The sequence below is a fragment of the Pseudoalteromonas sp. B160 genome, assembly GCF_037162485.1.
Lineage (GTDB): Bacteria > Pseudomonadota > Gammaproteobacteria > Enterobacterales > Alteromonadaceae > Pseudoalteromonas > Pseudoalteromonas rhizosphaerae.
Map to the genome: position 1 here is coordinate 433,960 of NZ_JARLUX010000002.1, position 26,242 is coordinate 460,201.

The following is a 26,242-nucleotide window of genomic DNA, read 5'->3' on the forward strand; positions in this document are numbered from 1 at the left end:
AAAGGGAGTGATAACACTCCCTATAAACGTGGGAACAACTAATTAAGTTTTACCAGAAGCGGTAGTAAATAAACGCAGTGATACCGATGATCCCCGCAGTATGAATGTAATCCCACTTATCTAATCCGGCAGCCACTTCTTTTAAAGTATCTTTGCCGATACTTGAGAAGGTTAAGCCTTTAAGCTGCTCTTCACTGGCGGGTTTAGTGAAAAAACTCACCACAATCATTATCACTACCACCACTACAAACAGTAAAATACAGTAGTAAAGCCAATTCATGTCGGTGATCCACGCAAGCGGTGTACCGCTGATAGCATCTTTGAAAGGCAATAGTACTAATCTGATCATACCTAACACAAACCCAGACACTAAACCGATAAAACCAGCATCAGGAGTAAAACGTTTACTGCATATACCTAGCAAGAACACGGCGGCAATACCTGGAGCTATTAACGATTGAACGCTTTGTAAATACTCATAAAGTACATCAGCAATTAAGCTCATAATAGGGATCCACAGTAAGCCTAAAATAACAATTGCAACGGTTGCTAAGCGGCCAACTTTTAGCAGATGCTTTTCGCTCGATTCGGGTTTGAATTTTTTATAGAAATCGATAGTAAATAACGTCGCTGATGAGTTAAATAACGACGCTAACGAGCTCATTAATGCTGCAACGAGGCCACCAATTACGATGCCTTTGACGCCGGATGGGAGTAACTCGGCAACCAATGTAGGAAACGCTTGGTCCGCACTGTCATAACTAATAATGCCTTTAACTTTTAGTGCATAGGCAATCATGCCCGGTACTAAAAAGATAAAAATAGGCAATAGCTTTAAGTAACCTGCAAACATAGTACCGCGACGAGCTTCTTTAATGCCTTTCGCCGACAGTACCCGTTGTACAATATATTGGTCTGTACACCAGTACCAAAAACCAATGATAAATGAACCAAATACGATCCCCGGCCACGGAAACTCGGTATCTGAGGCACTGCGAATTAAATGCATGTTCATATCGTTTATGCGTTCAACTTCAGACCACCCGCCGACTTTATCCAAACCGACAACTAAGATCACCACAGAGCCAATAATAAGTACTGGCGTTTGTAAAACAGAGGTCCACATGATGGCTTTCATACCCCCGAGTACAGTATAGATACCGGTGATCACCACTAAAGCAATGGCTGAGATCCAGAAGAAATCAATGCCCCAAATGCTTTCAATTCCTAAAATAGTCTTAAAAGCGATGCCGCCAGCATAAACAGTCACAGCTACTTTAGTCAGTACATAACTGATCAAGGAAATAACCGATAAAAAAGTGCGTGATTTTGAATTATAGCGACGCTCTAAAAACTCCGGCATGGTATATACTTTACTGCTCCAGTAAAAAGGCACAAACACCCAACCAAGTAATAAAATAATCCAAGATTGCATTTCCCAGTGGGCTAATGCCATGCCTGATTGTGCACCTGCACCAGATAAACCAACGAGGTGTTCTGAGCCAATATTCGAGGCAAAAATTGACGCACCAATAACTAACCAACTCGCATTACGCCCAGCTAAAAAATAATCTGTAGTATCTTCTTCTTTTTGTCTCATCGAGACGACGACAACGGCTAATAACAAAACAAAAAATCCCGCTAACACTAGCCAGTCGAGTGTACTTAATTCGATCATCTTTAATTCCATCTAAGCCCGGAGATCAATCCGGATTATTTGTGAGTATAAAAATATTATAATACAAATGAGGTGAATGAAAGAGATTTGTTAAAAATTAGTAATGCTTTAAATTTTTATGTTTTCAGCAATTACATAGTTCAAACAGCGGAAAAAAGTATTTACAGTAGCATTGTCAAAGATTTGCCTGATGACGCGGTAAGGTTATAGTAGTATCATAGAATAAGTATTTTTAAAGGAACTGTTTATGGCACGCATTGAAAATTTAAATTTGTCGCAACAGGTAACCAATGAGTTAGGTAAAGCCATTATTAATGGTCATTACACTGCTGAAACGGGTTTACCTACTGAAGCAAAATTATGTGAAGAGTATGGCATTAGTCGTACTGCTATTCGTGAAGCAGTAAAAATGCTTGCTGCCAAAGGGCTTATTTCATCGCGCCCACGCCAAGGCATCCGCGTTGAACCAGCAAACACATGGAATTTATACGACACCAGCGTATTAAAATGGTTGCTCGATAGTAGCCCGACCTTATATGTGTTAAAAGAATTTTTACAAGTACGCTTAGCTATTGAACCGCAAGCAGCGGCACTTGCAGCAAGACGTGCTGATAAAGGCGCAATTGCAGAGATTGCGATTGCAGTTGAAAAAATGCAAGCGGCGGCTGATGCCTCCGATGGCGAAATCCATGAAAGTGATTTAGCTTTTCATACCGCAATTTTGTTTGCCAGCGGTAATCGTTTTTTCTTTCAATTGCGTGATTTTATTTGTACTGCTCTTAACGTTAGTATTCAGCATACAACACCCGCGAAAGGTAATAAAAAAGCCATTGCGGATGAACACTTTAAAGTGTATCAAGCAATTTTAAATGGTGAGCCTGAGCGCGCTAAAAACATGATGACGTACATGATTGACGAAGCTATGTCATTTATTGAAAAAGAAATAGCTGAAAAAGAGTCACAAAACGAATCGAAGTAACCATGTTTTGTTAATGAATTATCTTAATACTTAAGGAAATCATGCCAGTCTCAACATCACACACAACAAGTTATCCAAGTCTCGCTGGTAAAAGTGTTTTTATTACCGGCGGTGCAACGGGGATCGGTGAAGTCATGGTAAAACGCTTTTGTCAGCAGCATGCAAAAGTAACTTTTATTGATATTGCCAAACAGCAAGGTGAGCAATTGTGCAGCCAGTTAGCTGGCCTGTATCGCTTTGATCCGCAGTATATTTACTGTGACCTTCGTGACATTGAACAATTAAAAGCCGCTATTGAAACAACGGGTAAAACACAAGGTGAGATCAGCGTATTGATCAACAATGCCGCTGACGATACTCGCCACGTTGCCGATACCATGAGTGTTGAATATTGGGATGATAAGTTAGCCGTTAATTTACGGCCATGCTTTTTTCGGCGCAAGCCGTAGCTCCGCAAATGCAGCGAATTGGTGGTGGTAGCATTATCAATATGGGCTCAGTGAGTTGGCGTATTAAGCAAACGGGCATGCCAGCTTATACGACCGCCAAAGCAGGAATTGAAGGACTAACCCGCTCATTAGCTGCGACTTATGGTAAAGATAATATTCGTATTAACACCTTAGTGCCTGGCTGGGTGATGACCGAACGGCAAATAACGCATTGGTTAACTCCAGATATGATTGAAAATGTTAGACATAATCAATGTATAAATGAAACATTACAGGCGGATGATATTGTCAATGCCGCATTATTTTTAGCCGCAGACGACAGTAAAATGATGACCGCACAATCACTTGTTGTTGATGCAGGTTGGACTTAAAACTCAATAAAAAAATTTACCTAACGCCAATGATATTATAATATTAGGATATTCTTGTCTGTAAATTAGTCAAACCTAGTTAAATAAGGTAGAAACGCGTTGCCCGATATCGTATTAGTTTATTTTATATTAATAATAGGCGCATGCTTACAATGCGTGATTGGGTTTGGTCTTGGCTTATTGTGCGCACCTATTTTATACTGGCTTATGCCAGAGTTAGTGCCAGGGCCAATGATTTTAAATGCTTTATTACTCACCTCAATTCTTGCCATAAAGCACCGTGGCGCAATAGATCTAAAGCAAACCGGCTATTCAATTTTTGGTGGCGCCGTAGGAGTGTTAATTGCTGCAGCGGTAATGTTGCATGTTGATCCCCATCAGTATCGTATTTTACTCGGTTGTTGTTTACTAATTGCAGTTGCGTTATCACTTACAGGTTGGTCGCCTAAGCTTACCTTTATCTCTAATGTACTGGCATCACTAGCATCCGGTTTTATTGGTACTACCACATCCGCAGGCGGCGCTCCGATGGGACTACTTTATCAAGCGCAAAATAAAGATAAAATCAAAGCTAACTTAAGTATTTTCTTCGTGTTTATTAATTTATTTGGGATCACTGCGCTGCTGCTTACGGGCACCGCAGACTCTAATGACTTACTGTTATTTATTGAATGCTTACCCGCCATTTTAATTGGTTGGGGGCTTTCATACTTGTTAAATAATACAATTAATGAACAAGCCACGCGTATTTTAATTATTATTGTGGCGACTTTTTCAGGGCTGGCACTGATTTTCTTTCAACGTTAAAATAGCGCAATAAACTCACATGCTGTTTTAAGGTAAATAATGGCGATTAACTCGATTAAAATGATCATTCCTTGCCAATGTTTACTTGGCGAAGGGCCATATTACAGCGCATCGCTAAAGTGTTTATTTTGGGTCGATATTTTAGACAAACTACTTTACCGTTTTGATTGCCAGCAACAAACAGTGTGCCGTTACCCGATGGAGCAGGCTATTTGTTGGATAATGGAAACCACCGAACAGCGTTTAATCGCAGGTTTTGAGCGCGGCATTTATTACCTTGATAACAACACGTTCCAACCTAGTGAGTTGTATCCACTGGCTACTCTTGCAGTAAATAACCGTTTAAATGATGCCAAAACCGACCGCAACGGGCATGTGTTTTTCGGCACTATGGATAAACATGAACAACACAATACTGGGGCGTTGTATCGCTTTGGTCAGCAACAAACGCCAACCATTGTTGATAGCAATTATGTGATCAGTAATGGCCCTGCAATAAGTAAAAACGGCCGTATTTTATATTCAACAGAATCATCCACCCGCACTATTTATCAATTTGATTTAAATGAGCAAGGTGAGCTTAGCAATAAGCGAGTATTTGTAAAATTTGACGAGACAATGGGCTTTCCCGATGGCATGACAGTCGATAACGACAATCACTTGTGGGTCGCGTCTTGGAATGGCCACGGCCTTTATCGTTTTTGTGAAAATGGCACTATCGTGCATTTTTATCGACTTCCCGCACCTAGGATCACCAGCCTCACTTTTTTTGGCGATGATCTAACAACCATCGCCGTTACCTCCGCCCGTACTGGCCTAGAACCTGAGATACTAAAACAATACCCCTACAGCGGCGCCGTATTTATTTTAACGGCAAGCGTCAAAGGGATCGCAGAAAGCCCAGCACAACTGTAATTAAGTAGATCCAAATAAACGATGTGTGCACTTGTCATTAGAGGCCGCACTCGAAAGCATGTTTAATTTTTGACCTACAACAAGCCGTTCAGGGGAGTATAACTACAACGATTTAGCTTTGAATGAACCAGACACGATACCTTGCTTAAGCCTTTATTTTGAACTTTAAAAATATGGTATACAAACAGTGGGTACAATATGTCATGTTTTATAAGATAAGTTACCTTATTTAATCTAACTGTCCGTTTAAAATTTTTTTGCTGATATTCTATTGTTCACTGCAACGCAGGCAGCTTACAGCTTAGGTGACGATGGACCGACAAAAATATCGGGAATATTTTTGAACTGCGAAGCAGACCTTTATGGCGAAGGGCAGGAAGCCTAAAGTAAACGACATATCTAGTAAAGAGTGCAGCCTGAGGACGTGAGTTCATGGCAGATTTTTGTTCCCGAAAAAATCTAAGTACCTAAATCCATTTAGGCAATGACCGATGTAACCAAGCCCCATGGATGGATTGTTAACAGCGCGGTTTATTTGAAATTAATTTCACTTTGATTTGTCGCGAGGTAAACTCGCTTATATGGACTCCTCCTATTGCACAAGCCTTTTTACATTAAAATGATGTGATTGCGTGCTTATATACGGGCTCTAATGAGGCGCTACCTCGGCCACTTTGATGTTTTCGCGCCCTTGTGCCTTATCTGCTACACGGTATCTTCGTACACTAGCGATTTTTCAGGCTCTCAAGGGTGGGTCTCACCACTTAATGCTCTATCTTGGCTTGTTCAATTCTTTTGTTTACTGACTTTTTATTTTTACGCGGTTAATAATCTTGCTTCATAACTCGTTCCATTTTTGAGTAAGGCGTAGGCTGTTCGCATTGTTTTGTTTGCTAATGCAATAGCGGCGCACTTGACACCTTTTCTTATTAGAAGGTTTTTTATCCATCGTTCTTTTTCTGTCGTGGCTTCTCTGTTTTTTAATTTACTCACTACTGAGCGAGCGCCTAAAAATAGGTTTCGTCTTAATGCACCACCTCGTCTTTTGGGTATGCGCCCTATCTTTGCTTTGCCACCTGTCGAATGCTGTAATGGTGTCACTCCTGCACACGCCGCAGCACTTCTTCCATCGTTAAACTGTGTCGTGTTACCTAAAAAAGACAGGAGCTCGATAGCCGTGATTGGGCCGACTCCTTCGAGAGCCATTAAGCGTTGACAGCCATCATTTTGTTTTGCAATACGCTCTATTTGTTTTTGCAGCTCTACCTTATTGTCACACTGCTGTTTATAAAGTGAATAGCTGAGCGCGAGAGCATGCTTTAGTTCTAGCGGCAGTGTGTTTTCTGCATCTTCTAAAATATCGGGTATGGCTGCTTTAAATGCGGCCTCACTTTGGTTAATCACAATACCAAACTCAAGGAGTAGCCCGCGTATTTGGTTTGATAACTGAATTTTTTGTTTATCTGCTAACGCTCTTACTTTGCTAAGTGACTGTAAAGCCTGCTCTTCAATGGTAAGAATTTTACACGAACGAACATTCGGGGCTCGACTGGCAACGGCTATTGCGATTGCATCGTTCGCATCTGTTTTTTGCCCCTGTCTAAATGCTTTCACGAACAAAGGGTCAAGGAGTATTACATCATGACCAAAGGACTGCGCAGTGCGCGCAAAATGCTGGGCGCTTGCGCATGCCTCCATAGCAACAACCGACGGTTTTGCTTGAACTAATAACTCAAGCAGCGTTTGACGGTTAACTGATTTATTGGACATCAGTTTGTTGCCTTTAAACTGCGCCGCTTGGAAAGTATTTTTTGCTAAATCAATAGCAACTAAATTACAATGTGCCATGTATGGACTCCTAATTTGGTAAAAGATTCTCTGCAGTTTCTTTATACCGTACTCTCCCGTTAATGGGGAGGAGTCCATACATCTGCTACGAATACATGGCTCTAATGCTCTTCATCAAAGATTTGAATTTGATTGCGGCCTGATTTTTTTGCTACGTAGAGTGCGCTGTCCGCGGCGAGGATCATCATATCTGCGGTGGTGTATTTATCTGGTGTACAGCTGTAACATCCGATGCTGAGGGTGAGGTGGTCGGCGATGTTTGAATTTGGGTGCAGGATATTTAGTTGACTGATTTGCTGTTGCAGTAATTTGGCAAATTTTAAACAGTGGGTTTTATCAATGCTGGGTAACACAATTGCAAATTCTTCTCCGCCGTAGCGGGCTGCTAAATCACCTTGTCGCTTACATAAGTTATGTAGTGCATGGGCAACTTGTTTGAGCGCTTCATCGCCTTGCTGGTGGCCATGATTGTCGTTATAAAGTTTAAAATAATCGATATCACAAATGACTAAACTCAATGGTTGATTTGAGCGTGTTGCACGTTGAATTTCATTAAGTAATGTTTGATCAAAACAGCGACGATTGGCGATATTTGTTAGGCTGTCGAGGTTTGCTTGTGATTGCAGTTCTTGGTTGACCAATAGTAATTGTTGTTGAGCTTGCTCTAAGCGTTGTTTATACAGAACGTTTTTGAGTGCATTGGCAATAATTTCACCCACCAGTTTGATCCGCATAAGATCGGTGTCGGTCCAGTGGCGTATATGTGTTACGCAATCACAGCCAATAAAACCAAACAAGGAGTTCTCAGAGCGAAGCCCAATGCATAAAACAGATTTGATCCCTTCGGATTCAAATTCAGCTTTTTCGGTTGCAGCGGCTGGAGGGAGTAAATTAACATTCGGTACCTTAAAAACGTGCTTTTCGTTCATCATAGTAAAAAAGTACGGTAGTAAATCTTGCTGAATACCTTGCAGCTTTTCTTTAAATGGCTTGATCTGTGTATTAACCCATTCATGGGTATTACTCATTTCTTTGCCGTCTTCGCTAAATTGAAATAAATAGCTGCGGTCAGCATCACAAAATGTACCTATGGTTTTTAAAGCACTTTCGATTTGTTGGTCTAGATTATCTATCTGTATATCAATTAGTTGCGTTGATATTTTTGCTATTACTTCGTCAAAGTCAGCTTGCACAGAACACGATGAGTGTGATTTTAACACCAGCATCATTAATTGTGGGCCAATTAGACTGTAGGTGACTGTTACACAGGATATTGTGTGTTTTGTGGCGATATTATAGGTTTGTTCGGTGTTATTTTGGGGAGTTAAAAAGGTGTGATAATCAACAATCGTGTGGTTTTCTGTTTGTTTAATAGATAAGTGCTGAAACGCTTTTTCTACTGGACTTATTGCCGGCATTAAATTTAGTAACTGTTGGCTCAATGCATTGGCGTGCAGCGTGTCTGTTTGTTGATCAAACAATACGATTGCAAGTGGTAAGGCTTGTAAAGATTGCCAAATTTCGTCTACAGAATACTGTCTCACTGGATTTCCAACTTCCTATTAACAAATTAAGCTTACATTCAATTTTAAGAAAATGGTACTTTAATTAGCCGTTTTATATATAAATTAACTCGATATTAAGTTTTTAGTGCGTTTGACTGATGGAAGTACTACAATTGATACTGTATATCATTACTCTTTTAACGTTTTTTAGAATGATGACTCTTAGCACACTAAAGCACAGGTAAAACCGCCTTTCATGACCGACATTACAACTCACCAAGCATCACGACGTAGATTATTAATTGCATTAGCCATCACTAGCTCATTTATGATTATCCAAGTGATTGGTGCCTATTATGCAAACTCTCTTGCCGTATTAGCCGATGCAGGGCATTTATTTGTTCATAATAGTTCTTTATTTATTGCTTTGATCGCATCGAGCTTAGCGATTCATTTAGCTAAAAACTACAACGATGGTTATCAAAAAGCAGAGTTGACCGGTGGTTTGATCAATGGCTGTTTATATTTGGCGATCAGCCTGGTGATTTTATACGAAGGCGGCGAGCGCTTTGTACATCACCATGAAGGACAAGGGCCAGTTGTCAATAGTTATTTAATGTCGGTTATTGCCGCCACTGGATTTTTATTTCACGGTGCCGCAGCATGGGTATTATATAAAGGTAGAAAGGCCAGCTTTAATGTTTATGCGGTATTTTTACATTCATTTTTTGATTTGATTTCAACCGTGTCTACGTTTATCGCCGGTATACTTATTTATCTAACGGGTTGGAGTGTTATTGATATTTTATCAAGCATGTTGATTGCGTTATTTGTTTTGTTTACAGGCGTAAAAGTAATTGTTGGTTGTGTTAAAGGTCTGCGTTTAAATAAAGCAAAACTACCTGATGTGGCCGATATTGAAAGTGCCATAGGGCAAGTTGAGCACGTAGAAAATGTACATAATGTTACGGTTATGCGCCGCGATAAGGAGTTAGTTGTAGGGGCGCATGTGGTACTTAAACAACATTGCACTAAAGAAAAACATGATGAAGCATGTCGACTTAAAGTTGAGCAATTGTTAGCCCAGCAATTTAATGTTGGTAATAGCGTTTTACAAATCGAAAGCCATGGTTGTCAGCATTAAATACAAGTAGTTAACTTGGCAAAATGCGTTTTTTCTTTTACTTTTAGATATAGTCTATTTTATTCGGAAGCAAACATTGCCGTTTTCTCAGCATCGATACTTTGCATTTAGCTGCACCATACTTTTGGGCGTGTTGGCCGGCTTTGTTAATTTACTGCCATTTTGGTTTCTAGACAGCTCTGAATTTTTATTTGGTCAGCTTTTTGTTTTAATTTGTTTGTTGCTATTTGGCTTACGCTACGCGTTAATTGCTTGCGCTATCAGTGCGGCTTTTATTTTTTATCGCTGGGGGCATTGTTGGCCATCAATCGTATTTGTTGGCGAAGTACTTTGGCTGTATCATTTTAGCTTTAAAGCCGCACGGCTGCTGTTTATCCGCGGTATTATTTATTGGCTGTTAATAGGTATTCCACTGCTGGGGCTAATTGGTTATTTTATCATTGAGCTACCCATACTTGCTATAGTAACAGCCTTAGTTAAGTACTTCTTAAATGCCGCTATTGTTTTATGTGTTATTGATTTATTGAGCTTTTTCTTTATTCAGCAGGTATGGCAAAAGCGACCAAATTCGTTGTATAAAATTCTTAATTACATTGTAAGCATTCTCATCATTTTAGTGGTGTTATTAACCTCCATTGTACTTACCAACAATCATTACGCGCGTATCGAATACGAAGTGAAGGCGCAGCTTTCTGAAAAATCTGAAGACATTGCCGAAAAAATCGACCTGTATTTAAATGACTATCGCCGTGGCATCGTATTAACTGCAAAAGCCATAGAGCAGGGGGTTGATAAACAGTTAGCACTGAGTCATTTGATGGCACTATACCCTAACTTTCTTACATCAATGGTTACGGATGAAAACGCAATTGCGCGGATATTTTACCCACTTAGTTTACAAGAAAGCTTAAAAGGTAGCGATTTATCGGTTGCCGATCGGGATTACTTTACAATAGGTAAAGACTCGCCAACAGGCTATATTTCTAATGTTTTTAGGGGCCGAGGATTTGGTAATGAACCTATTGTTGGTGTTGCTGCACCAGTGCATATTAACGGGCGTTTTCGGGGAGTTGTTGAAGGCTCGTTAGTGTTGGGCTCATTTTTGCAATTTAGGCCAACCATATTTGATAATGATGGTGAATTGATAATTCTTGATGCCAAAAAACAAGTGGTATTTAGCACCTTGCCTAATCATTATTCGGTATTGACTCAGCTCACTGAAGATAAATTTACCCAGTTAAAAGGTGATCAACAAGCCATTATGACCACCGACATTGATGGTGAACAATATTACGTAAAAATATATTTATCACAGCATCAAGGCTGGTATGTGGCAAGCTTATTAAAACGTAAATACGCTAATCTTGTGGCGGCAAGTGCGTGGGGGCAATCACTGTTACTGACTTTTGTGGTGATTATTTTGATCAGTATTTTTATCACCCAGTTGAGCCGTTGGTTGGTAAGGCCAATAGAAGAGCTTACCGAACAAATCGATGCCTTTGATCCTAAAGCTGATATCAGTGATTTACAGACTCAAAATAATGCGTGGCTGGAAGTACTGAGTTTACAGCAGCAATTTGCAACTTTAGCATTTAAATTGACCAGCAACTTTAAAGATCTAGAACAAGTAAATACTGAAAATGCAGCACTTAATCTGCATTTAAAACAGTTTAATGTAGAGTTAGAGTATCAAGTAAATGAAAAAACAGATGAATTAGTTAAAGCTGTGGCAACTGCAAATCAGGCCAGTAAAGCTAAATCACAATTTTTAGCGAATATGAGTCATGAAATTCGCACCCCGTTGAACGGTATTATGGGGCTGACTGATATTTTACTTAATGCTGATGACGTGAAGTTGGAATACCGTGAACAGTTGCAAATGATACAGCAAAGCGCAAAAAATCTATTATTGATTTTAAACGATATTTTAGATTTTTCTAAAATTGAGGCGGGGGCGGTCAAACTAGATATTCATATAGTTAATGTACGAAAACTGCTTACCCAGTTAGCGCAGGTGTTTACAAATACTGGCGTACAGCCAGGCGTTGAATTTGTATTAAATATTGCCCCGTCAGTACCAGATGTGGTGCAGTTAGATTCATTAAGGTTAAGCCAAATTGTCAATAATTTGTTGAGTAATGCAGGGAAATTCACGAAAACTGGCAGTATAACTATGAACATTGATTATGCTGATAATCATTTGTCTGTGGCTGTAACAGACACCGGTATTGGTATTTCTGGGCAGCAGCAATCATCGTTGTTTAGTGAGTTTACTCAAGCCGATATTTCAACCACGCGGCAATATGGTGGTACTGGTTTAGGCTTGGCTATTTGTAAGCGAATAGTTCAGTTAATGGGGGCAAGCTTAAATTACACAGCGAAATTGGCAAAGGCAGTTGCTTTACTATCACCATTCCTGTTGAGGTGGCGCAACTCAGTGACGAAGTTGACATACAGCAAAACATCCCTGATTTAACTGGATTGAAAGTATTACTGGTAGAAGATAACCAAATCAATCAAATCGTTATTGCTAAAATGCTCAGTGATACTCATTGCACCTTAGAGGTTGCTAATGATGGTGAAAAAGCACTGGCGTGCTTACAACACAACATGGCCGATATTATTTTAATGGATTGCCAAATGCCTATTATGGATGGTTATCAGTGCACAGCTGAAATCCGTAACAACAGTGCTCAATTTGGTCCTGTGATTATTATTGCCATTACCGCAAATGCTTTTGAAGACGACCAAAAACGTTGTTTAGAAGTGGGTATGGACGATTTTATAGCCAAACCCGTGGATCGCGGCCAACTTTTTCAATGCCTTAAAAAGTGGGCTGATACATTGAGTTAACTAGCTATGTAGTTTGCAATTTCTCTTGCAGTGCTTGGATATACGCATCGCTAATGAGAATCTCGGCAGTTGTTGGTTTTGCAAAGTAATAGCCTTGAAGGTCATCGCAGCCGATACTGTTTAAAAAGCGTATTTGCTCAATTGTTTCTACACCCTCTGCAATGCAATACAGATTTAGGTTTTCAGCTAAGGTATGGATTGTTCTGATAATTGACTCATTATTGCTATCTCGCCCGATATTACGCACAAAGCTTTGATCAATTTTAATCACATCAATTGGAAATTGACTTAAATACGTTAAAGAAGAATACCCGGTGCCAAAATCATCCAATAACAATTTAAAACCAGCACTTCTGAGTGCTTGCAGCTGCTTAGCCGCTTTGTTTTTGTCATCAAGCAAGGTGTTTTCGGTGATCTCTAAACGTAACTGAACAGGTTTTATATGATGCTGATTTAGAATAAGTAATAAGCGTTCGGCTAAATTAGACTTTAAAATATGCACTGGTGATAAGTTTAAAGATAGGTAAAACCGCGGATTAGCTTTAAATAATGGTGCGAGATCTTCAAGTGCACGGGTCAGCGCTTGCTCGGTGAGTACATCGATTAAACCAGTTTCTTCCGCAATAGGAATAAACACTGCTGGGGATATCAATTCAGCCTGATGCTGCCAACGCATTAAGAGCTCTACACCTTTGATTTTTTTACTTTTATTGTTAACAATTGGCTGGTAATTATTAAAAAACAAATCGTCCTTGTAGGCGTCTTTTAAAGCATTTTCGAGCAGCAGCTTTTGGGTGATTTGGTTATTCATTTGTTCAGTGAAAAACTTAAAGCCGTTGCGGCCCGATTGTTTTGCATGCATCATCGCTATATCGGCATTACGAATAAGCTCATCGGTGGTATCGGCATCAAATGGGTAGAGTGCCACACCGATACTGGCCGAGATATTAATTGCAAAATCGTTGATCACCACCCGTTTTGCAAGCTCTGCAGTTAGGCTACGTACTAAGTTACTTAAACTTTGTGGTGAGTCTAAGTTTTTAATCAATAACAAAAATTCGTCACCACTTTGACGCCCGACAATGGCATTATTATCAAGCATGCTATTCATTCGATGGGTAATATCACATAATAGCTGATCGCCAACCGCATGACCAAACGAGTCATTCACCGGTTTGAATTTATCTAAATCTATAAACAGCAAAGCAACAAGGCTCGCGCGCGTATCGGCATCTTTGATCGCATGCGATATCTTTTGATACATTAATGTTCTGTTTGGCAGCTTAGTTAATGGATCATAGTTTGCCAGATAACGAAGCTCATTTTCAGCACGTTTTTGCTCAGTTAAATCAGAAATAACTACCACATAATAGCTCACCACATTACTGTCTTTTGCCACTGCGGTAATACTGATATGAATGGGGTGCGACGGATTTATCTTAGTTTTTATATATGCGTCACCGCGCCAGTTCTGCTTTGGCTGCAATGATTTTAGAATATTGATGAAGTCGACATATTGTTTTTTACCCAGTGCCGCTAAAAACCTTTTTAGCTCAAGCTTTGCTGGTTTTTTTGCATTGAGAAGGCTTCAGCAAAGCTATTATTAACAGAAAATGGAATGAGTTGACTGTCTAAAATAAGTAGCCAATCGTTTATTTGACTAAAGGCTTCACCTAATACCGCAGCTTGATGTGCTGTAGCACGCTGCTCTGTAATATTAGTATAAATTCCAGCTAATCTTGTAGGATAGCCTTGCTCATTCGTTTCTATCACTTTACCTATGTCGTGGTACCAAAGCCAGTTTCCATTAGCATGTTGAAGCCGATACGTGACCTGCCATTGTTGAGCATTTTTTTGAGTGATGAATATATGCCAATCATGCAGAATTTTGCGCTTATCATCAGGGTGTATTAATGCGCAAAAATCGTCAAAATTAAACTTCTGAGGCAAAGTTTGATAGCCTAGTTCGTGTTTTAAGCGCTGCTGTTTTATCCAATGTGCGCCAATATCAACTTCCCATACACCGCTTTTACTACTGTTTAAAGCAAGCTCAGTTTGTTGTTGTGATTGCAGTATTTCATCATGAGTATGCTTAATAATGCGCTGACGAGAGCGGTATTGCCAAAAAATAACAAATAGCACTAAAAACGTAAGTAATAAATAAAGACTTATTGCAAGAGGAGAACGCCACGGGGCATAAGCAACGTTAAAGTTAAGCGTTTTTTCATCACCGAGGCCTGAGTCATTTAAGTTATATGCTGCGATTGTAAGTTGATAATCACCAGCAGGAAGTTTAGTAAAAAAGACTTTATTGTTATTTAGCTTTTCATAGCTTAATTTACTTGGGCCAGTTAATGACACCTTATAGCGTGTTCTATCAACATTTTGAAAATCAAAGTTGGAAAAACTAACTTCTAAACCCATGTCTTCATCAGTCAGTTGTAAAGGCTGGTTGGCGTATTGCAATGGATGATAATTAAGTGAGCGTGAGAGTAACGATATATCGGTGATTTCAGTCACAGTGCTGTCACGATCATTAGGGACGGATAAAAAGTCTTGTGGGGCGAGTGTTAGCACGCCACGTGTGCTGCCAAAGGCTAAGCGGCCATCGTTTAACAGTGTATGTGAGTCGATATTAAATTCATTCACAGTTAAGCCATCTTTAACAGTATATGCATTGAGTTGCATTGAACTTAAATCGAGCCGATAAAGGCCATTTTTACTGCTGATCCATAAAAAGCCAAATTGGTCGATTTGCAAAGCGACAATTGTTTTAGTTTTAATGCCATTACTGAGGTTTATACGGTGTTTTACTTCATAGCTGTTGGCGTCAAGACCAATTAGCCCTTCTTGGGAAGAGGCAAGCCATAGCGTATTGTTATAATCGATCACCCAGTCATCAATAGTGACATAATTTATTGGGTTATAATTTTCAACTTTGTATATTAAGGTGAGTTTTTGGCTAGACTCATTATAACGATATAACGCCCCAGATACGCTGATCAAATAGTCATCGGGTTTATTAGGTAACGGTTTTAAAAAGGTGTGCACGTTGACGGGATCTAACTGCTCTTTGAGTCCTTTAATTACGTTAGTCTGACCACTGTTTCCATCATACAGGAAATAATCATTCTCGCTAAAAAATGCAAAGGTATCAGTCGTGATTTGGTGATAGCCATAAGCTGGGCCGCTGTCGATAATGGCTTGTGTATTGCCTTGCATTGGTAGAGCTATTTTTTGTTCGGTTTTTTTGTCAAATAAAGCAAGACCATCATAAAGTAGTAACCACAAATAACGATCTGGCTCATTTAAGTGTGCCGAGGCAATGCCATACACAGCAAATTGGCCATAAAACGCTTTAGTGTCATTGCTGACTAAGTAAGTTTTCTCTGTTGTCCCATCTTGGCGCATTTTGGCAAGACCATTATCGGTGCCCAGCCAAACGTTATGATTGTCTTGGTAAACAGCAAAGATCACATTACTGTGCAATTTATCATTACTGGTGATTTGAATATTGCCAAAACGCCTTGCTAAAGTTGACCAAGTAAAAACACCTTGTGAGCGCGAGGCAAGCCACATAAGCCCTGTTTTATCGACCATTACATCTAAAATCGTGTTGTCGGTCATGTTGAATTTACTTTGATCAAAACGAAAAAGAAACTCATTGTGATCAGTATGGCGATGGTATTCATACAGACCATCCTCGGTGACTATAAATTCACCATAAGGGGTATTAACGTAGTCCCAAATATTATGTTCTGCAAGCAGCGTTTTTACGTTGTTGAAGTCTAGTAACTCATTGTTATTAAATGCAATAGAATAAAAACCTTCGACCGTGCCAACCAGCAGGCCAAGCTGCGAGTCGACGGTTAAAAACTTGATATTATTGTTATCGAGGTTGAGCTTATCCTTGGCAACTAAAGGTATTTTAGTTATATGTTCATCAATTAATGATTTAGAGTACAACCCATCAGTGGTGGCAATATACAAAAAGTCATTATGAACAGTAATTGCGCGGACAAAATTATCATCTTTACTGATTGAAAACTCATGGGTATAGGTATTTTTTTGTGGATCAAAGGCATACACATGTTGGTTAATGGCGTAATAAAACAGCTGCTGATGTTCGGCGATGGCAAAAATAGGAGAAAAGTGTTTATCTTCAGCGTTTAACTTACCTGAATAAACTTTACTGACTTTAAGTGTCACAGGATCTATAAGAAACGCACCAGAATATTCAGTTGATACAAAAATATCGCCATTGCTTGTTTCAAACAACAGAATAATCGAGAGTTGATCCAGTGTGTATTCACCAGAGAATATTTTTACTTCGTAGCCATCAAACCGGTTTAAACCTTGCATCGTTCCGATCCAAATAAACCCTAGTTTATCTTGCAGTGTGCTAGTAACGTGGCCTTGTGATAACCCTTCATCAGTGGACAAGCGTTGTAATTGCTGAGCATAGCTTTGAGCACTGGAATTAACACTAAACAAAGTGCATAAAATACTAAATAAAATGAAAAAAAGTTATTCAACCGCACTTATGATACAGCTCCCTGAGGTAAAATAGTTGTTATCCGTTAGTAAATATAGCATAACAACTTACAGTTTAATTAAAGAATTAACTTTATATAACAAATCACTTATGCTGTTAGTTATGTTTAGATTATAGGATGTTCACATTGCCTCACTCATTTAATACTCACACCATGCAAAGTCTGCTGTTAGTTGTCGATATTCAAGACAAATTAAGTCCGGCGATGCCTCGTTATGAACAAGTAAAACAGGTCACAGTGCAATTAGTAAAAGCCGCACAATTGTTGCAAATTCCTATCTTAGTCACCGAACAATATAAACAAGGGCTTGGCGAAACTGATCAGCAATTAAAAGCTCAGATTGGGCAGGCTGAATACTTTGATAAAACCCACTTTAGCGCGTGTAAAGAGGACGGTTTTTTAGAGCTTATTGCTAGCTATAAGCGCACGCAAATCATTGTAGTTGGTATGGAAGCGCATGTATGCGTATTACAAACTTGTTTAGATTTATTGGCGCAAGGTTATCAGGTGTTTTTAGTCATGGATGCGATTAGTTCGCGTAATGATCTGCACCGCGATTTAGCCATCGCTCAGTTAAGACAAGCCGGTGCTGTGATCAGCTGCGCTGAAAGTGTGATTTTTCAATGGACCGAAGTGGCAGCGACACCTGTATTTAAAGAGATTTTAAAGATTGTTAAATAAGCTTTGCAACAAGAAGAGAATAATTCCACTTCAGTATTGTAAATGATAGTGGTTTTTATTATCATGCCGTAAATTATTTTGATTGCTGTATAAATATCAATGAAACCTTCTTTAATAGCATTAGCCCTAAGTTATATTACCATTGCGCCTGTTGTCGTTGCTGCGCAAACAACAGCAGCAGGATCTGCAACTGATGAGTCTACTGTTGTAAAAAACGACATAGAAACCATTTCAGTCGTTGGACGAGCGTTTTCACTGTATCGCCCAACAGAATCAACGTTTGGTACTCGTACCGATACGCCGCTAGAGAAAATTCCACAGTCAATCCAGGTTATTCCGCAAGCGTTAATCAGCGATCAGGCTGCACGTCAAGTAACTGATCTATACAGCAATATTGCGGGTGTTAATGGCTTTAGTTACTCAGGTGTTACGTTTCGTGGTTTTCGCCAAGATGAAATTTTATACGATGGTGTAAAAGGTGACCCATTTAGTGGTTTTGCGGTACCACAGTTGTTTAATATTGAGCAAGTGGCTGTTTTAAAAGGCCCTAGTGGCGCTGTGTACGGCAGTGGTAACCCTGGCGGGATCATTAATTATATGACCAAAAAGCCCAGCTATGATAGTAAAACAACCGTTGCAGTTGAACTGGGTAATGATGATTTTTTTAGTGCCGCAATCGAATCAACGGGCAGTGCCAATGACGCACAGACCCAAGCCTACCGTGTTGGTGTTTATAAAGATTCAGATAAACCGTTTCGTGAAAATACCAGTGAAGATAATACCATTATTGATTTAGGCTATCGATTTGATTTTAGTAACGATACTAATTTGGTATTGCAATATACCCATGTTGATCAAGATTTAGGCGGCGCTAGATTACGTGGCGTGCCAGTGGATAAAAACGGTAACTTCATTGCCGACATTAGCTGGAATCATAATGAAGCAACGGATTATCAAACCGTTATTGCTGACGTGTTTCAAGCAAGTTTTCAGCACCAATTTAATGAGGTATTTCGCAGTGATATCACTGCGCGTTATTTTAGTAACGATGCCAATCAAAACTATCATGAGCCGCGTGGACTAAGTGACACAGATGGCGATGGAGTATTGGATTGGAGCGAGCGCGAATTTCGTGATCAACAACGCGAAAATACCGGGCTTAGTTTTACTGCCAATTTAATTGCTGACACTGAGCTTGCCGCTATGCAACATGTGATGCTGGTGGGTGTAGATTGGTATAAGCATGAGTTTGAATCTGCATATAGAACAGCTGTACAAGCCAGCAAAGGCGGCCCAGTCCCAGGGATCTCAATATTAAATCCTGTGTATGGATTGACTTCAAAAGATGATTATGATTTGGCAAACGTAACACCGCGTTTAGCAAGTACTGAGTCAACACGTATTGGCCTGTATGCACAAGACCAAGTTGATGTTACCGATAAATGGAATGTTACGGTTGGCTTACGGTACGATCGTTTTGAAGACACCGATGTCCTTAATAACACCGAGTTTTCAGACAGCGATGTGACGTATCGTATTGGCACAAGTTATAACTTAAACGATACCTTTTTCCCTTATGCGCTTTATGGCACAGGCTTTATGCCACAATCGGCCAGTAACCAAAATCAAGATGTAGGCGGGCCATTTAAACCAGAGCACAGCAATATTCGTGAACTTGGTTTACGTACTAAGTTACTTGATGACTCGTTGGCTGTGAACATGGCAACTTATCGCATTATCCGTAACAATATTTTACAAGCCAGCACTAAGTTATCAGACACCGGCGTTGATCAAATGGAAGCGTTAGGCGAAGTTGATAGCCGAGGCTTTGAACTTGAGATTGTTGGCGATGTCACTGAACGTTTAGTGATCACAGCAAGTTACGCATACAACGACACGCGTATTGTTGAGCAAAGTGAAAAATTTTCCGCGCAAGCAAAAGGCAGCGATAAATTTGCCAATGCGCCACAAAATACCGCAGGGTTGTGGACGCGTTATGAGTTACCGCAGTTGCACTCATCAATCGCGGCAGGTCTTGATTATGTTGATGAACAAGTCAGTTTAGACGGTGATAAAGTACAGCCGTATACCGTTTATAACATGGCTTGGAAGACTGAATATCAACAATGGGTTTGGCAGCTCTCAGTTAAAAACGTGTTTGATAAAGAGTATGCATCAAGTGGCTTTATAACTCGTGCTGGGCATTTCCCGGGCGAACCACGCCGCGTCTATTTGTCGGCTAAGTACACATTCTAAACTGACAATCTCGCACTATGAAAGCAAAGCAGTGGTTTAACTTACATGCTTGGGCAGGGCTCTTGGTTGGCAGCTTGTTATTGATAACGTGTTTATCTGGCACGTTGGCAACCTTGAGCCACGAAATTGAATATCTTAGTGATAATAAATTTCGTGCCCTCTCGCATTCCCCTAATACTGACTTTGCTGCAATTGAGAATACACTTGCCCAGCGTTATCCTGGCAGCCAAATCATTAGCATATTGCGCCATCAGCAACCTTACTTAGCAACCGAAGTGTCGCTTAAGTGGCAGCAACAGTTTTTGTTTGTGTATGTTGATGGTGCGACGGGGCAATGGCTTGGCGAAGGTCAGTGGGGGCGAGTATCGCGTTTTTTACGTAACTGGCACATGAATCTATCGATGGGTTGGACCGGTAAGTTGATCGTCACGAGTTTAGCTATTCTCTTGGTTATTTTAGTGCTTACCAGTCCGATTGTTTATCGCCAGTGGTGGCGACATTTTTTAAAAAAGCCACGGCAATTACAAACAACCAATCGTAGCAGCTGGGCTGATTGGCATAAATTACTGGGGCTTTGGAGTTACTGGTTTATTGTGGTCATGGCCATTACTGGCGTGTGGTACTTAGTTGAACACACCCTACAAACAGCCAAAATTGACCATTATATAAAAACCCCCAATGAGGTTACGGATCTACAAACTGACGCCGCGCATCCGCCAGCGATAAGTGCCATGGTAAACGCGGCGCAATCAGCGTTTCCAAGTTTACAGATTCGCGCTATACAATACCCAAATAAAGCAAATAAGCCGGTTGTGGTACTGGGCGATAATGATGACGTTTTAGTACGTTTACGAGCTAATAAAGTGTATTTAGATCCAGCTTCAGCAGATGTACTGGCAATTCAAAAAGCCGCAGATTTAGCTATTGTCGCGCGCATTAAAGATACCGCAGATCCTTTGCATTTTGGCAACTTTGCAGGGCTAGGTACGAAGTTAATTTGGGCTGTGTTTGGTTGTTTAATGACCTGTATATGTATGGCTGGATTGTATATGAATTGGCTGAGAGTAAAGCGTAAGCAGCCTTCATTATTGCAATGGTTTGGTATCATGGGGGCAGTAAGTGTTTTATTAGTATGTTGTTCGCTACTTCTCACAACGCAAACATTTAGTGTACGCCAAGCACCAGCAAAACTATATTCGCCGGTGCTGTAACGTGCAGATAAAGTTAGCTAGTAACTAGGCCGTAACAACCCAAAGCAACAAACACTATTGCAGCAAGCATTCTTACTTTTGCCATTGGAATACGTTTTAGTAAGGCATTGCCAGCATAAATAACCGGCACATTGGCAAGTAACATACCTACAGTGGTTCCTATGGTTACCCACAACACTGATTGATACTGAGCGCCAAGCAATACTGTTGCTATTTGGGTTTTATCGCCAATTTCGGCAATGAAAAACAGCACCAAGGCAACTAAAAAAGCCCCGTATTGATCGTATTTATTGCTTACTTCTTCATCTTTATCTGGGATCAGTAGCCATAAGCCAACGACAATAAAACAGCCGTTCACAATCCAAGGCAGGTACGAAGAGGTAAAGCTTTGCGATAAATAATCGCCCAACCACGCAGATAAACCATGATTGATAATAGTAGCGACTAAAATACCTAAAATAAGTGCAGGTTTATTGGCAAAGCGGGCAGCTAACAACAGGGATAAAAGTTGCGTTTTATCGCCTATTTCAGCTAAAGCAACGGTGACGGTTGATGTGATAAATGTATCCATTTTACTTCTATAAGGCGGGAACATTAAACCAAGGTAAACGCCTATCTCCCGCCATGAGGATAGTGTTTACCCAGGTCTTGCCGATAATGCTTGCTACATTACAAACTTACCATGCACATGAGGTGCAATTATGTTGATAAGTTTACTTGCTGCGCTTTAAGTTAAAAGGCATCAAGCAGGCTACTCCCCGAGAAGTGCGCACTTTGCCACATTTCTTTTTTAGAGTAAAGGTACAACAATAGGTTTTGTGGTGCAGCTGAGGGTGAACTCTGTAATTGAATATAAACGTATGCTTAAAACCATGCTTTTACTTTTTGCATATTATTCCTACTTACCAACACTTTATCATCATTGCTCATGAGTAGTGTTGCTTGGCGACCTTTACTCTTTACACTGCGAATATACGCCCGATTGACCCAATAACTACGGTGAGTTTGACTCATTGTATGCTGTTTATCAGCTTCGGCCAAAGCCGATATGGCATCTTTTAAATTAAATAAGATCAGTTTTTCGAAATCATGTGCAACGACTTTTAAATAATGTAGCTCGGCTTTTAAATAGACTATTTCATCCACGCTATTTACAGTAGCGAGCTGTAAAAATGCGGTAAGCTTTTTTGTTTCTGGTTCTATTACTTCTGCAGCTTTGAGTGGCGCTAATGGAGGGGATATCGGTATTGTGTGAGCAATTGCTAAAGTTGGCGTGTCGGGCGGCGTTTCTGGTAAAGGTGTTCTTCTTTGCAAAGAAAGCCCAGTTAACCAAGGTAGGTTTACAACTAACCAAGAAAACATTGCCGTGGGGATCATATCACTGCATTCTTGGACTAAAGCTGCGAGGGTATAATCAGTATCATGTAGCCAATAAACATCAAATAGCAGTGAGACGGGGGCATAAAATAGAGAGGCAATAAATGCGCTCACTAGCAACTTTAAAGCACTGTTAAGTCCTGATAATCGGCTAGTTAAAAATAGGTGAGTGGCGATAAAAAATAATGATCCGCTATGAACTTGAAGCTGCCACTGTAAAAAAACTTCAACAACATGACGCGTTTCATCATCGTTAACGAGGGTAAATAAGCTTGCTAAAATAAACCCCAAGATAAAAAAATATCGCCAAGGATTTATCTCACCTAACGGAAAATGCCCATTCATACAAAAAGCTGCCCATTCGTTCAAAATCAACAAACTTAATTAAAGCAAATTCAATCCATGGCGTAAATTGTTGTCATCACAATTTATACAAGGAATGGATACTATGAATAAAATGACACGATTATTACCTTTAACAATCTGTGCTTTGGCAGTCATTAACGCTCAGGCTAGTGATGAAAAAGAGCTCGAAGAAATAACGGTGTTCGCAGTAAAACCAGATGGTTTAAAGATCAGTTCAGACAAGCTCTTATCATTACCAGGCACCGGGAATGATCCATTAAAGGGCTTAGAAGCACTGCTCAGGGGTTGTACTTGCAACTCCCGCCACCGGAGGCCCGGTTGCGCAGCCTGCAATACGTGGTAGCTCGAGCAATGACAACTTATATCTTACCGATGGCTTGGAGATGGGGTATGTTTTTCATAATGACGGGTTAAGTGTTTATAACCCACTTCTCGTTGAGAGTTTTGAGTTAAAAACGGGGGCTTGGAGCAGTCAATACGCAAATGCGAATGGCGGAGTGATATTAACCAATTTAAGAGATCCCAATGGTGTGGAGCCGGCACGAGTGATCGACTTAAGCTTTTTAGAAGTGGGTTTTTATATGAACAGGCCTTATCAAGCAACGCAGCGTTCTACGTTTCTTTTCGAGAAAGCTTAGTTCATACTTATGTTGATAATTTTATAGAAGACGAAGACTTTTCTTTCGCGGTACCACCGAGAAATCGAGACTATCAGGCAAAATTTATTTGGGATTTTGACGCAAACAATATTATTCGATTCTCCGCCAGTGGCGCAAAAGATTATATCGAAATAGCGTTTGATCAAGACGGTAGAGATATTGCTAAAAATCCTGATCTAGCCAGCGGCGAAAGATATCAAACTTACTACCACAGTCAAGCGGTGAGTTTGCAACATTTTGGCGATGTAATAGAGGCTAATTTTAGTGTTAATTTATTGACTCAAAATCAGCAAGAGCGTGAAGGGGAGGTTTTTAGATGGGATGCAGATATCACAAAATTGATTTTCAAAACTGAAAACCAATACGTAGCAGAATCCTTTACGTTAAATTTTGGTGCCATCTATAGAGACACGTCGGTAGACTATCTAGCCAGTGGCCGGTTGATGCCGTGTAATACCGAATTTGAAATGTGCCCACCTAGCTACTTTAGTCCTAAATTTAATGAGCAAGGGACTTTAACTATTTCAGATTATCATGCTTACACCCATCTTACGGGGCAAATCACTGCTAAACTTGATTATCAAATCGGCATTGCTGTTGTTGGCACAGACAATAACAGCCAAAGTTATGTTGAACCAAGATTAGGGATTGGCTTCGACCTCGATGACAATCACACGCTCAGACTAAACTACGGGATCCATCATACCTTTATAGATGACTATCAATTTTTAACCGCTCAATATGGAGAGCCAAGCCTTGAGGCGAGTAATTCATTGCAATGGGTTTTAGGCCTTGATTCACAATTAGCTGATGGAATAGCTCTACGAACAGAGCTTTTTTACAAAGAATTGAAAAACCTCGTTGTTGCAAACCCGCAAGCACAAGCTCGCAGCGAAAACGATGTAGCACTCAGTGATCTGCTTTTTGATGATGTTGCCAGTGGCGAAGCGTATGGGATTGAAATACTTGTAAATAAGCAACTGTCGAACGACTGGTTTGGCTGGGCAAGTATTGCTTATAGTAAAACAGAGCGAAAGAACCCATTAACAGCAGAGGCGTTTAATTCTGAATTTGACCTGCCTTGGGTTGCAAACTTGGTTTTAGATTATAAATGGAATGATCACTGGCAAGTCGGTGCAAAATGGCGATTTCAAAGTGGCAGGCGCTATACGCCAGTATTATCTGCACAGCCTTATAAAGAAACTGGCAGTCAAAATGCGCTCTTTTATATTCCAAAATACAGTGAATTTAACAGTTCACAATGGAGCAATTACCACCGTTTAGACATTCGTGCAGATTATAAAACACAGCTCTATGGCTTTGATGCTAATTTATATTTTGAAGTGTTAAATGTTTATGCTTCACGCGCAGTACAGGAGCTAGAATACAATCAAGACTACAGCGAGTTTGAAAAAGACTACCAGTTCCCTGATATGCCTTTACCATCTATTGGCATCACAATTAACTTTTAAAGATGATAACCCTCTTACTTTAAGTGTGAGAGGGTTGAGCATCTGAAATATAAATTTAGCGTTTTATGGTTGATAAAAAATTTAGAAAATCTAGCACTAAATGAAATTAAAGGGGTTAAGAATTTTCGATAAATTGAAATTTGCCAGCAGTTATTAGCGTTTAAAACCCAACCAGAAAATAAGCTGCAAAGACTAAGACTACATAGGCACTCTTTTTACAGTTGGCTGCGTTCGGATAGCGGTCGTTCATTGATAACTATTTTATCTGGCTTGACTAAACCTCTATCTTGCAGGCCTTCCTAATACGCTTTTAAGTACCGATACAAATTCTATATTTAAACCTTTTCGTCTTTTGTCTCGTCTAAATAATAGTTTAATTATTTATAAAGGAAAAAAATGAAACTCTTATCCATTATTTTACTAACAGGCGCTTTGCTAGCCACAAATGCAATAGCAGAGCCTAAAAAGAAGGTACTGATAGTGGCATCTAATATGATAAATATGGGGGATCCTGAACAGCATGACGCAAGAAATAATTTATGGGAATTTGCACCTCCGTATCACATTTTTTTAGCCACGGCTTTGAAGTTGACTTTGTATCACCTAATGGTGGAGAAGTTAAGTTTATGTTGGAGCCTTTAGGTATAAGTAGTTACACCATCAAATATGAAGGTTTCTTAGAAAAAGCAAACAGCTCATTCAAACCTGCTCAAATTGACCCAAATGACTATTGGGGCGTATTCATAGGTGGTGGCTATGGAGTAATGTTTGACGTTACAGATAACAAACAAATCCAATCCATTATCAGTAGTATTTATGAGTCAGGTGGTATTTTAGGTGTTGGTGGTCATGGCTCAGCGGGCATTGTAAACGTGAAATTATCTAATGGGGAGTTTTTGGTGAAAGGAAAAAAATAGCTGGTTTTCCTAACTCTACTGAAACATCGAAACCATGGGCAAAACAAGGAACACTTTTACCTTTTCTTATTGAAAATCAACTTAATAAGAATGGTGCTATTGCTCAAAATAAAAAAACATTAAAAGATAAACACGCTGTGATTGCAGATCAACGTATTATCTCAACAATGTTTTTGCCTTCAGCTGCACTTGTAGCAA

At 39.9% G+C, this 26,242-nt stretch carries 19 protein-coding genes and 2 pseudogenes; 14 read left to right on the forward strand and 7 right to left on the reverse strand.

Annotated elements, in window-relative coordinates:
* Positions 1–49: 49 nt before the first annotated feature.
* Positions 50–1,678: a sodium:solute symporter gene (locus tag P4S61_RS20480; protein ID WP_145234135.1), complete on the reverse strand. Its 1,629-nt coding sequence runs from the start codon at positions 1,676–1,678 to the stop codon at positions 50–52.
* 247 nt (positions 1,679–1,925) lie between these two features.
* On the opposite strand from P4S61_RS20480, the gene P4S61_RS20485 reads away from it, so the two are divergent.
* The 4 genes and pseudogenes from P4S61_RS20485 to P4S61_RS20500 all read left to right on the forward strand — a co-directional run bounded on the left by P4S61_RS20485 (position 1,926) and on the right by P4S61_RS20500 (position 5,199).
* A complete protein-coding gene (locus P4S61_RS20485; RefSeq protein ID WP_145234132.1) occupies positions 1,926–2,657 on the forward strand; it encodes a FadR/GntR family transcriptional regulator in 732 nt (243 codons plus the stop codon).
* Positions 2,658–2,791: 134 nt separating this feature from the next.
* Positions 2,792–3,477 (forward strand): annotated as a pseudogene (locus P4S61_RS20490) (SDR family NAD(P)-dependent oxidoreductase).
* A gap of 99 nt (positions 3,478–3,576) precedes the next feature.
* Complete coding sequence (locus P4S61_RS20495; RefSeq protein WP_145234128.1) at positions 3,577–4,284, forward strand: sulfite exporter TauE/SafE family protein; 708 nt, start codon at positions 3,577–3,579, stop codon at positions 4,282–4,284.
* A 39-nt stretch (positions 4,285–4,323) separates the two neighbouring features.
* Positions 4,324–5,199, forward strand: a complete 876-nt coding sequence (locus P4S61_RS20500; RefSeq protein WP_182730869.1) for an SMP-30/gluconolactonase/LRE family protein — start codon at positions 4,324–4,326, stop codon at positions 5,197–5,199.
* A gap of 816 nt (positions 5,200–6,015) precedes the next feature.
* On the opposite strand, the gene P4S61_RS20505 is transcribed toward P4S61_RS20500, so the two are convergent.
* Together P4S61_RS20505 and P4S61_RS20510 are read right to left on the reverse strand one after the other, a co-directional pair.
* On the reverse strand, positions 6,016–7,047 hold the full coding sequence (locus P4S61_RS20505) for an IS110 family transposase (protein WP_337119101.1): 1,032 nt from the start codon (positions 7,045–7,047) through the stop codon (positions 6,016–6,018).
* A gap of 101 nt (positions 7,048–7,148) precedes the next feature.
* Positions 7,149–8,591 (reverse strand): sensor domain-containing diguanylate cyclase, encoded by a 1,443-nt coding sequence (locus P4S61_RS20510; RefSeq protein WP_337119102.1) that lies wholly within the window; start codon positions 8,589–8,591, stop codon positions 7,149–7,151.
* A gap of 217 nt (positions 8,592–8,808) precedes the next feature.
* On the opposite strand from P4S61_RS20510, the gene P4S61_RS20515 reads away from it, so the two are divergent.
* The 3 genes from P4S61_RS20515 (at position 8,809) to P4S61_RS20525 (ending at position 12,549) form a co-directional block, all read left to right on the forward strand.
* Complete coding sequence (locus P4S61_RS20515) at positions 8,809–9,696, forward strand: cation diffusion facilitator family transporter (protein ID WP_145236287.1); 888 nt, start codon at positions 8,809–8,811, stop codon at positions 9,694–9,696.
* A gap of 76 nt (positions 9,697–9,772) precedes the next feature.
* Complete coding sequence (locus P4S61_RS20520; protein WP_337119103.1) at positions 9,773–12,172, forward strand: sensor histidine kinase; 2,400 nt, start codon at positions 9,773–9,775, stop codon at positions 12,170–12,172.
* Positions 12,121–12,549: a response regulator gene (locus P4S61_RS20525; protein ID WP_337119104.1), complete on the forward strand. Its 429-nt coding sequence runs from the start codon at positions 12,121–12,123 to the stop codon at positions 12,547–12,549. Before P4S61_RS20520 ends, P4S61_RS20525 begins: the two co-directional genes overlap by 52 nt.
* Before the next feature lie 4 nt (positions 12,550–12,553).
* Here the strand turns inward: P4S61_RS20525 and P4S61_RS20530 are convergent, their stop codons facing one another.
* The gene (locus P4S61_RS20530) at positions 12,554–14,035 is read right to left on the reverse strand and encodes a putative bifunctional diguanylate cyclase/phosphodiesterase (RefSeq protein ID WP_337119105.1); all 1,482 of its coding nucleotides are present in this window, start codon (positions 14,033–14,035) and stop codon (positions 12,554–12,556) included.
* 62 nt (positions 14,036–14,097) lie between these two features.
* Positions 14,098–17,043 carry a two-component regulator propeller domain-containing protein gene (locus P4S61_RS20535; RefSeq protein WP_337119106.1) on the reverse strand — a complete coding sequence of 982 codons (2,946 nt, stop codon included), beginning with the start codon at positions 17,041–17,043 and terminating at the stop codon, positions 14,098–14,100.
* 179 nt (positions 17,044–17,222) lie between these two features.
* Here P4S61_RS20535 and P4S61_RS20540 point away from each other — a divergent pair, with 179 nt between their 5' ends.
* The 3 genes from P4S61_RS20540 (at position 17,223) to P4S61_RS20550 (ending at position 21,253) form a co-directional block, all read left to right on the forward strand.
* Entirely contained in the window at positions 17,223–17,786 is a 564-nt protein-coding gene (locus P4S61_RS20540; RefSeq protein WP_182730866.1) for a hydrolase, read from the forward strand.
* A 99-nt stretch (positions 17,787–17,885) separates the two neighbouring features.
* On the forward strand, positions 17,886–20,042 hold the full coding sequence (locus tag P4S61_RS20545; RefSeq protein WP_337119107.1) for a TonB-dependent siderophore receptor: 2,157 nt from the start codon (positions 17,886–17,888) through the stop codon (positions 20,040–20,042).
* Between the two features lie 17 nt (positions 20,043–20,059).
* Positions 20,060–21,253, forward strand: a complete 1,194-nt coding sequence (locus tag P4S61_RS20550) for a PepSY-associated TM helix domain-containing protein (RefSeq protein WP_337119108.1) — start codon at positions 20,060–20,062, stop codon at positions 21,251–21,253.
* Positions 21,254–21,266: 13 nt separating this feature from the next.
* On the opposite strand, the gene P4S61_RS20555 is transcribed toward P4S61_RS20550, so the two are convergent.
* Both P4S61_RS20555 and P4S61_RS20560 read right to left on the reverse strand, forming a co-directional pair.
* Positions 21,267–21,824: a TMEM165/GDT1 family protein gene (locus tag P4S61_RS20555; RefSeq protein WP_145236272.1), complete on the reverse strand. Its 558-nt coding sequence runs from the start codon at positions 21,822–21,824 to the stop codon at positions 21,267–21,269.
* 293 nt (positions 21,825–22,117) lie between these two features.
* Positions 22,118–22,975, reverse strand: a complete 858-nt coding sequence (locus P4S61_RS20560) for a LytTR family DNA-binding domain-containing protein (RefSeq protein ID WP_182758498.1) — start codon at positions 22,973–22,975, stop codon at positions 22,118–22,120.
* Between the two features lie 103 nt (positions 22,976–23,078).
* Here P4S61_RS20560 and P4S61_RS20565 point away from each other — a divergent pair, with 103 nt between their 5' ends.
* The 4 genes and pseudogenes from P4S61_RS20565 (at position 23,079) to P4S61_RS20575 (ending at position 26,044) form a co-directional block, all read left to right on the forward strand.
* Positions 23,079–23,339 (forward strand): hypothetical protein, encoded by a 261-nt coding sequence (locus tag P4S61_RS20565; RefSeq protein WP_337119109.1) that lies wholly within the window; start codon positions 23,079–23,081, stop codon positions 23,337–23,339.
* Positions 23,329–23,436 (forward strand): annotated as a pseudogene (locus P4S61_RS23045) (hypothetical protein); the annotation flags it as partial. The gene P4S61_RS20565 and the pseudogene P4S61_RS23045, both read left to right, overlap by 11 nt.
* A gap of 23 nt (positions 23,437–23,459) precedes the next feature.
* Positions 23,460–25,127, forward strand: a complete 1,668-nt coding sequence (locus P4S61_RS20570) for a TonB-dependent receptor plug domain-containing protein (RefSeq protein WP_337119110.1) — start codon at positions 23,460–23,462, stop codon at positions 25,125–25,127.
* Positions 25,128–25,666: 539 nt separating this feature from the next.
* The gene (locus tag P4S61_RS20575; protein WP_337119111.1) at positions 25,667–26,044 is read left to right on the forward strand and encodes a hypothetical protein; all 378 of its coding nucleotides are present in this window, start codon (positions 25,667–25,669) and stop codon (positions 26,042–26,044) included.
* The last annotated feature ends 198 nt before the right edge of the window (positions 26,045–26,242 follow it).

Bases quoted from the DNA above. Each gene is read 5' to 3' on its own strand.
- P4S61_RS20545 (WP_337119107.1), top strand. From the start codon at position 17,886: ATGAAACCTTCTTTAATAGCATTAGCCCTAAGTTATATTACCATTGCG.
- P4S61_RS20540 (WP_182730866.1), top strand. From the start codon at position 17,223: ATGTTCACATTGCCTCACTCATTTAATACTCACACCATGCAAAGTCTG.
- P4S61_RS20505 (WP_337119101.1), bottom strand. From the start codon at position 7,047: ATGGCACATTGTAATTTAGTTGCTATTGATTTAGCAAAAAATACTTTC.
- P4S61_RS20565 (WP_337119109.1), top strand. From the start codon at position 23,079: ATGAATAAAATGACACGATTATTACCTTTAACAATCTGTGCTTTGGCA.
- P4S61_RS20555 (WP_145236272.1), bottom strand. From the start codon at position 21,824: ATGGATACATTTATCACATCAACCGTCACCGTTGCTTTAGCTGAAATA.
- P4S61_RS20575 (WP_337119111.1), top strand. From the start codon at position 25,667: ATGGGAATTTGCACCTCCGTATCACATTTTTTTAGCCACGGCTTTGAA.
- P4S61_RS20500 (WP_182730869.1), top strand. From the start codon at position 4,324: ATGGCGATTAACTCGATTAAAATGATCATTCCTTGCCAATGTTTACTT.
- P4S61_RS20560 (WP_182758498.1), bottom strand. From the start codon at position 22,975: ATGAATGGGCATTTTCCGTTAGGTGAGATAAATCCTTGGCGATATTTT.
- P4S61_RS20485 (WP_145234132.1), top strand. From the start codon at position 1,926: ATGGCACGCATTGAAAATTTAAATTTGTCGCAACAGGTAACCAATGAG.
- P4S61_RS20515 (WP_145236287.1), top strand. From the start codon at position 8,809: ATGACCGACATTACAACTCACCAAGCATCACGACGTAGATTATTAATT.
- P4S61_RS20550 (WP_337119108.1), top strand. From the start codon at position 20,060: ATGAAAGCAAAGCAGTGGTTTAACTTACATGCTTGGGCAGGGCTCTTG.
- P4S61_RS20480 (WP_145234135.1), bottom strand. From the start codon at position 1,678: ATGATCGAATTAAGTACACTCGACTGGCTAGTGTTAGCGGGATTTTTT.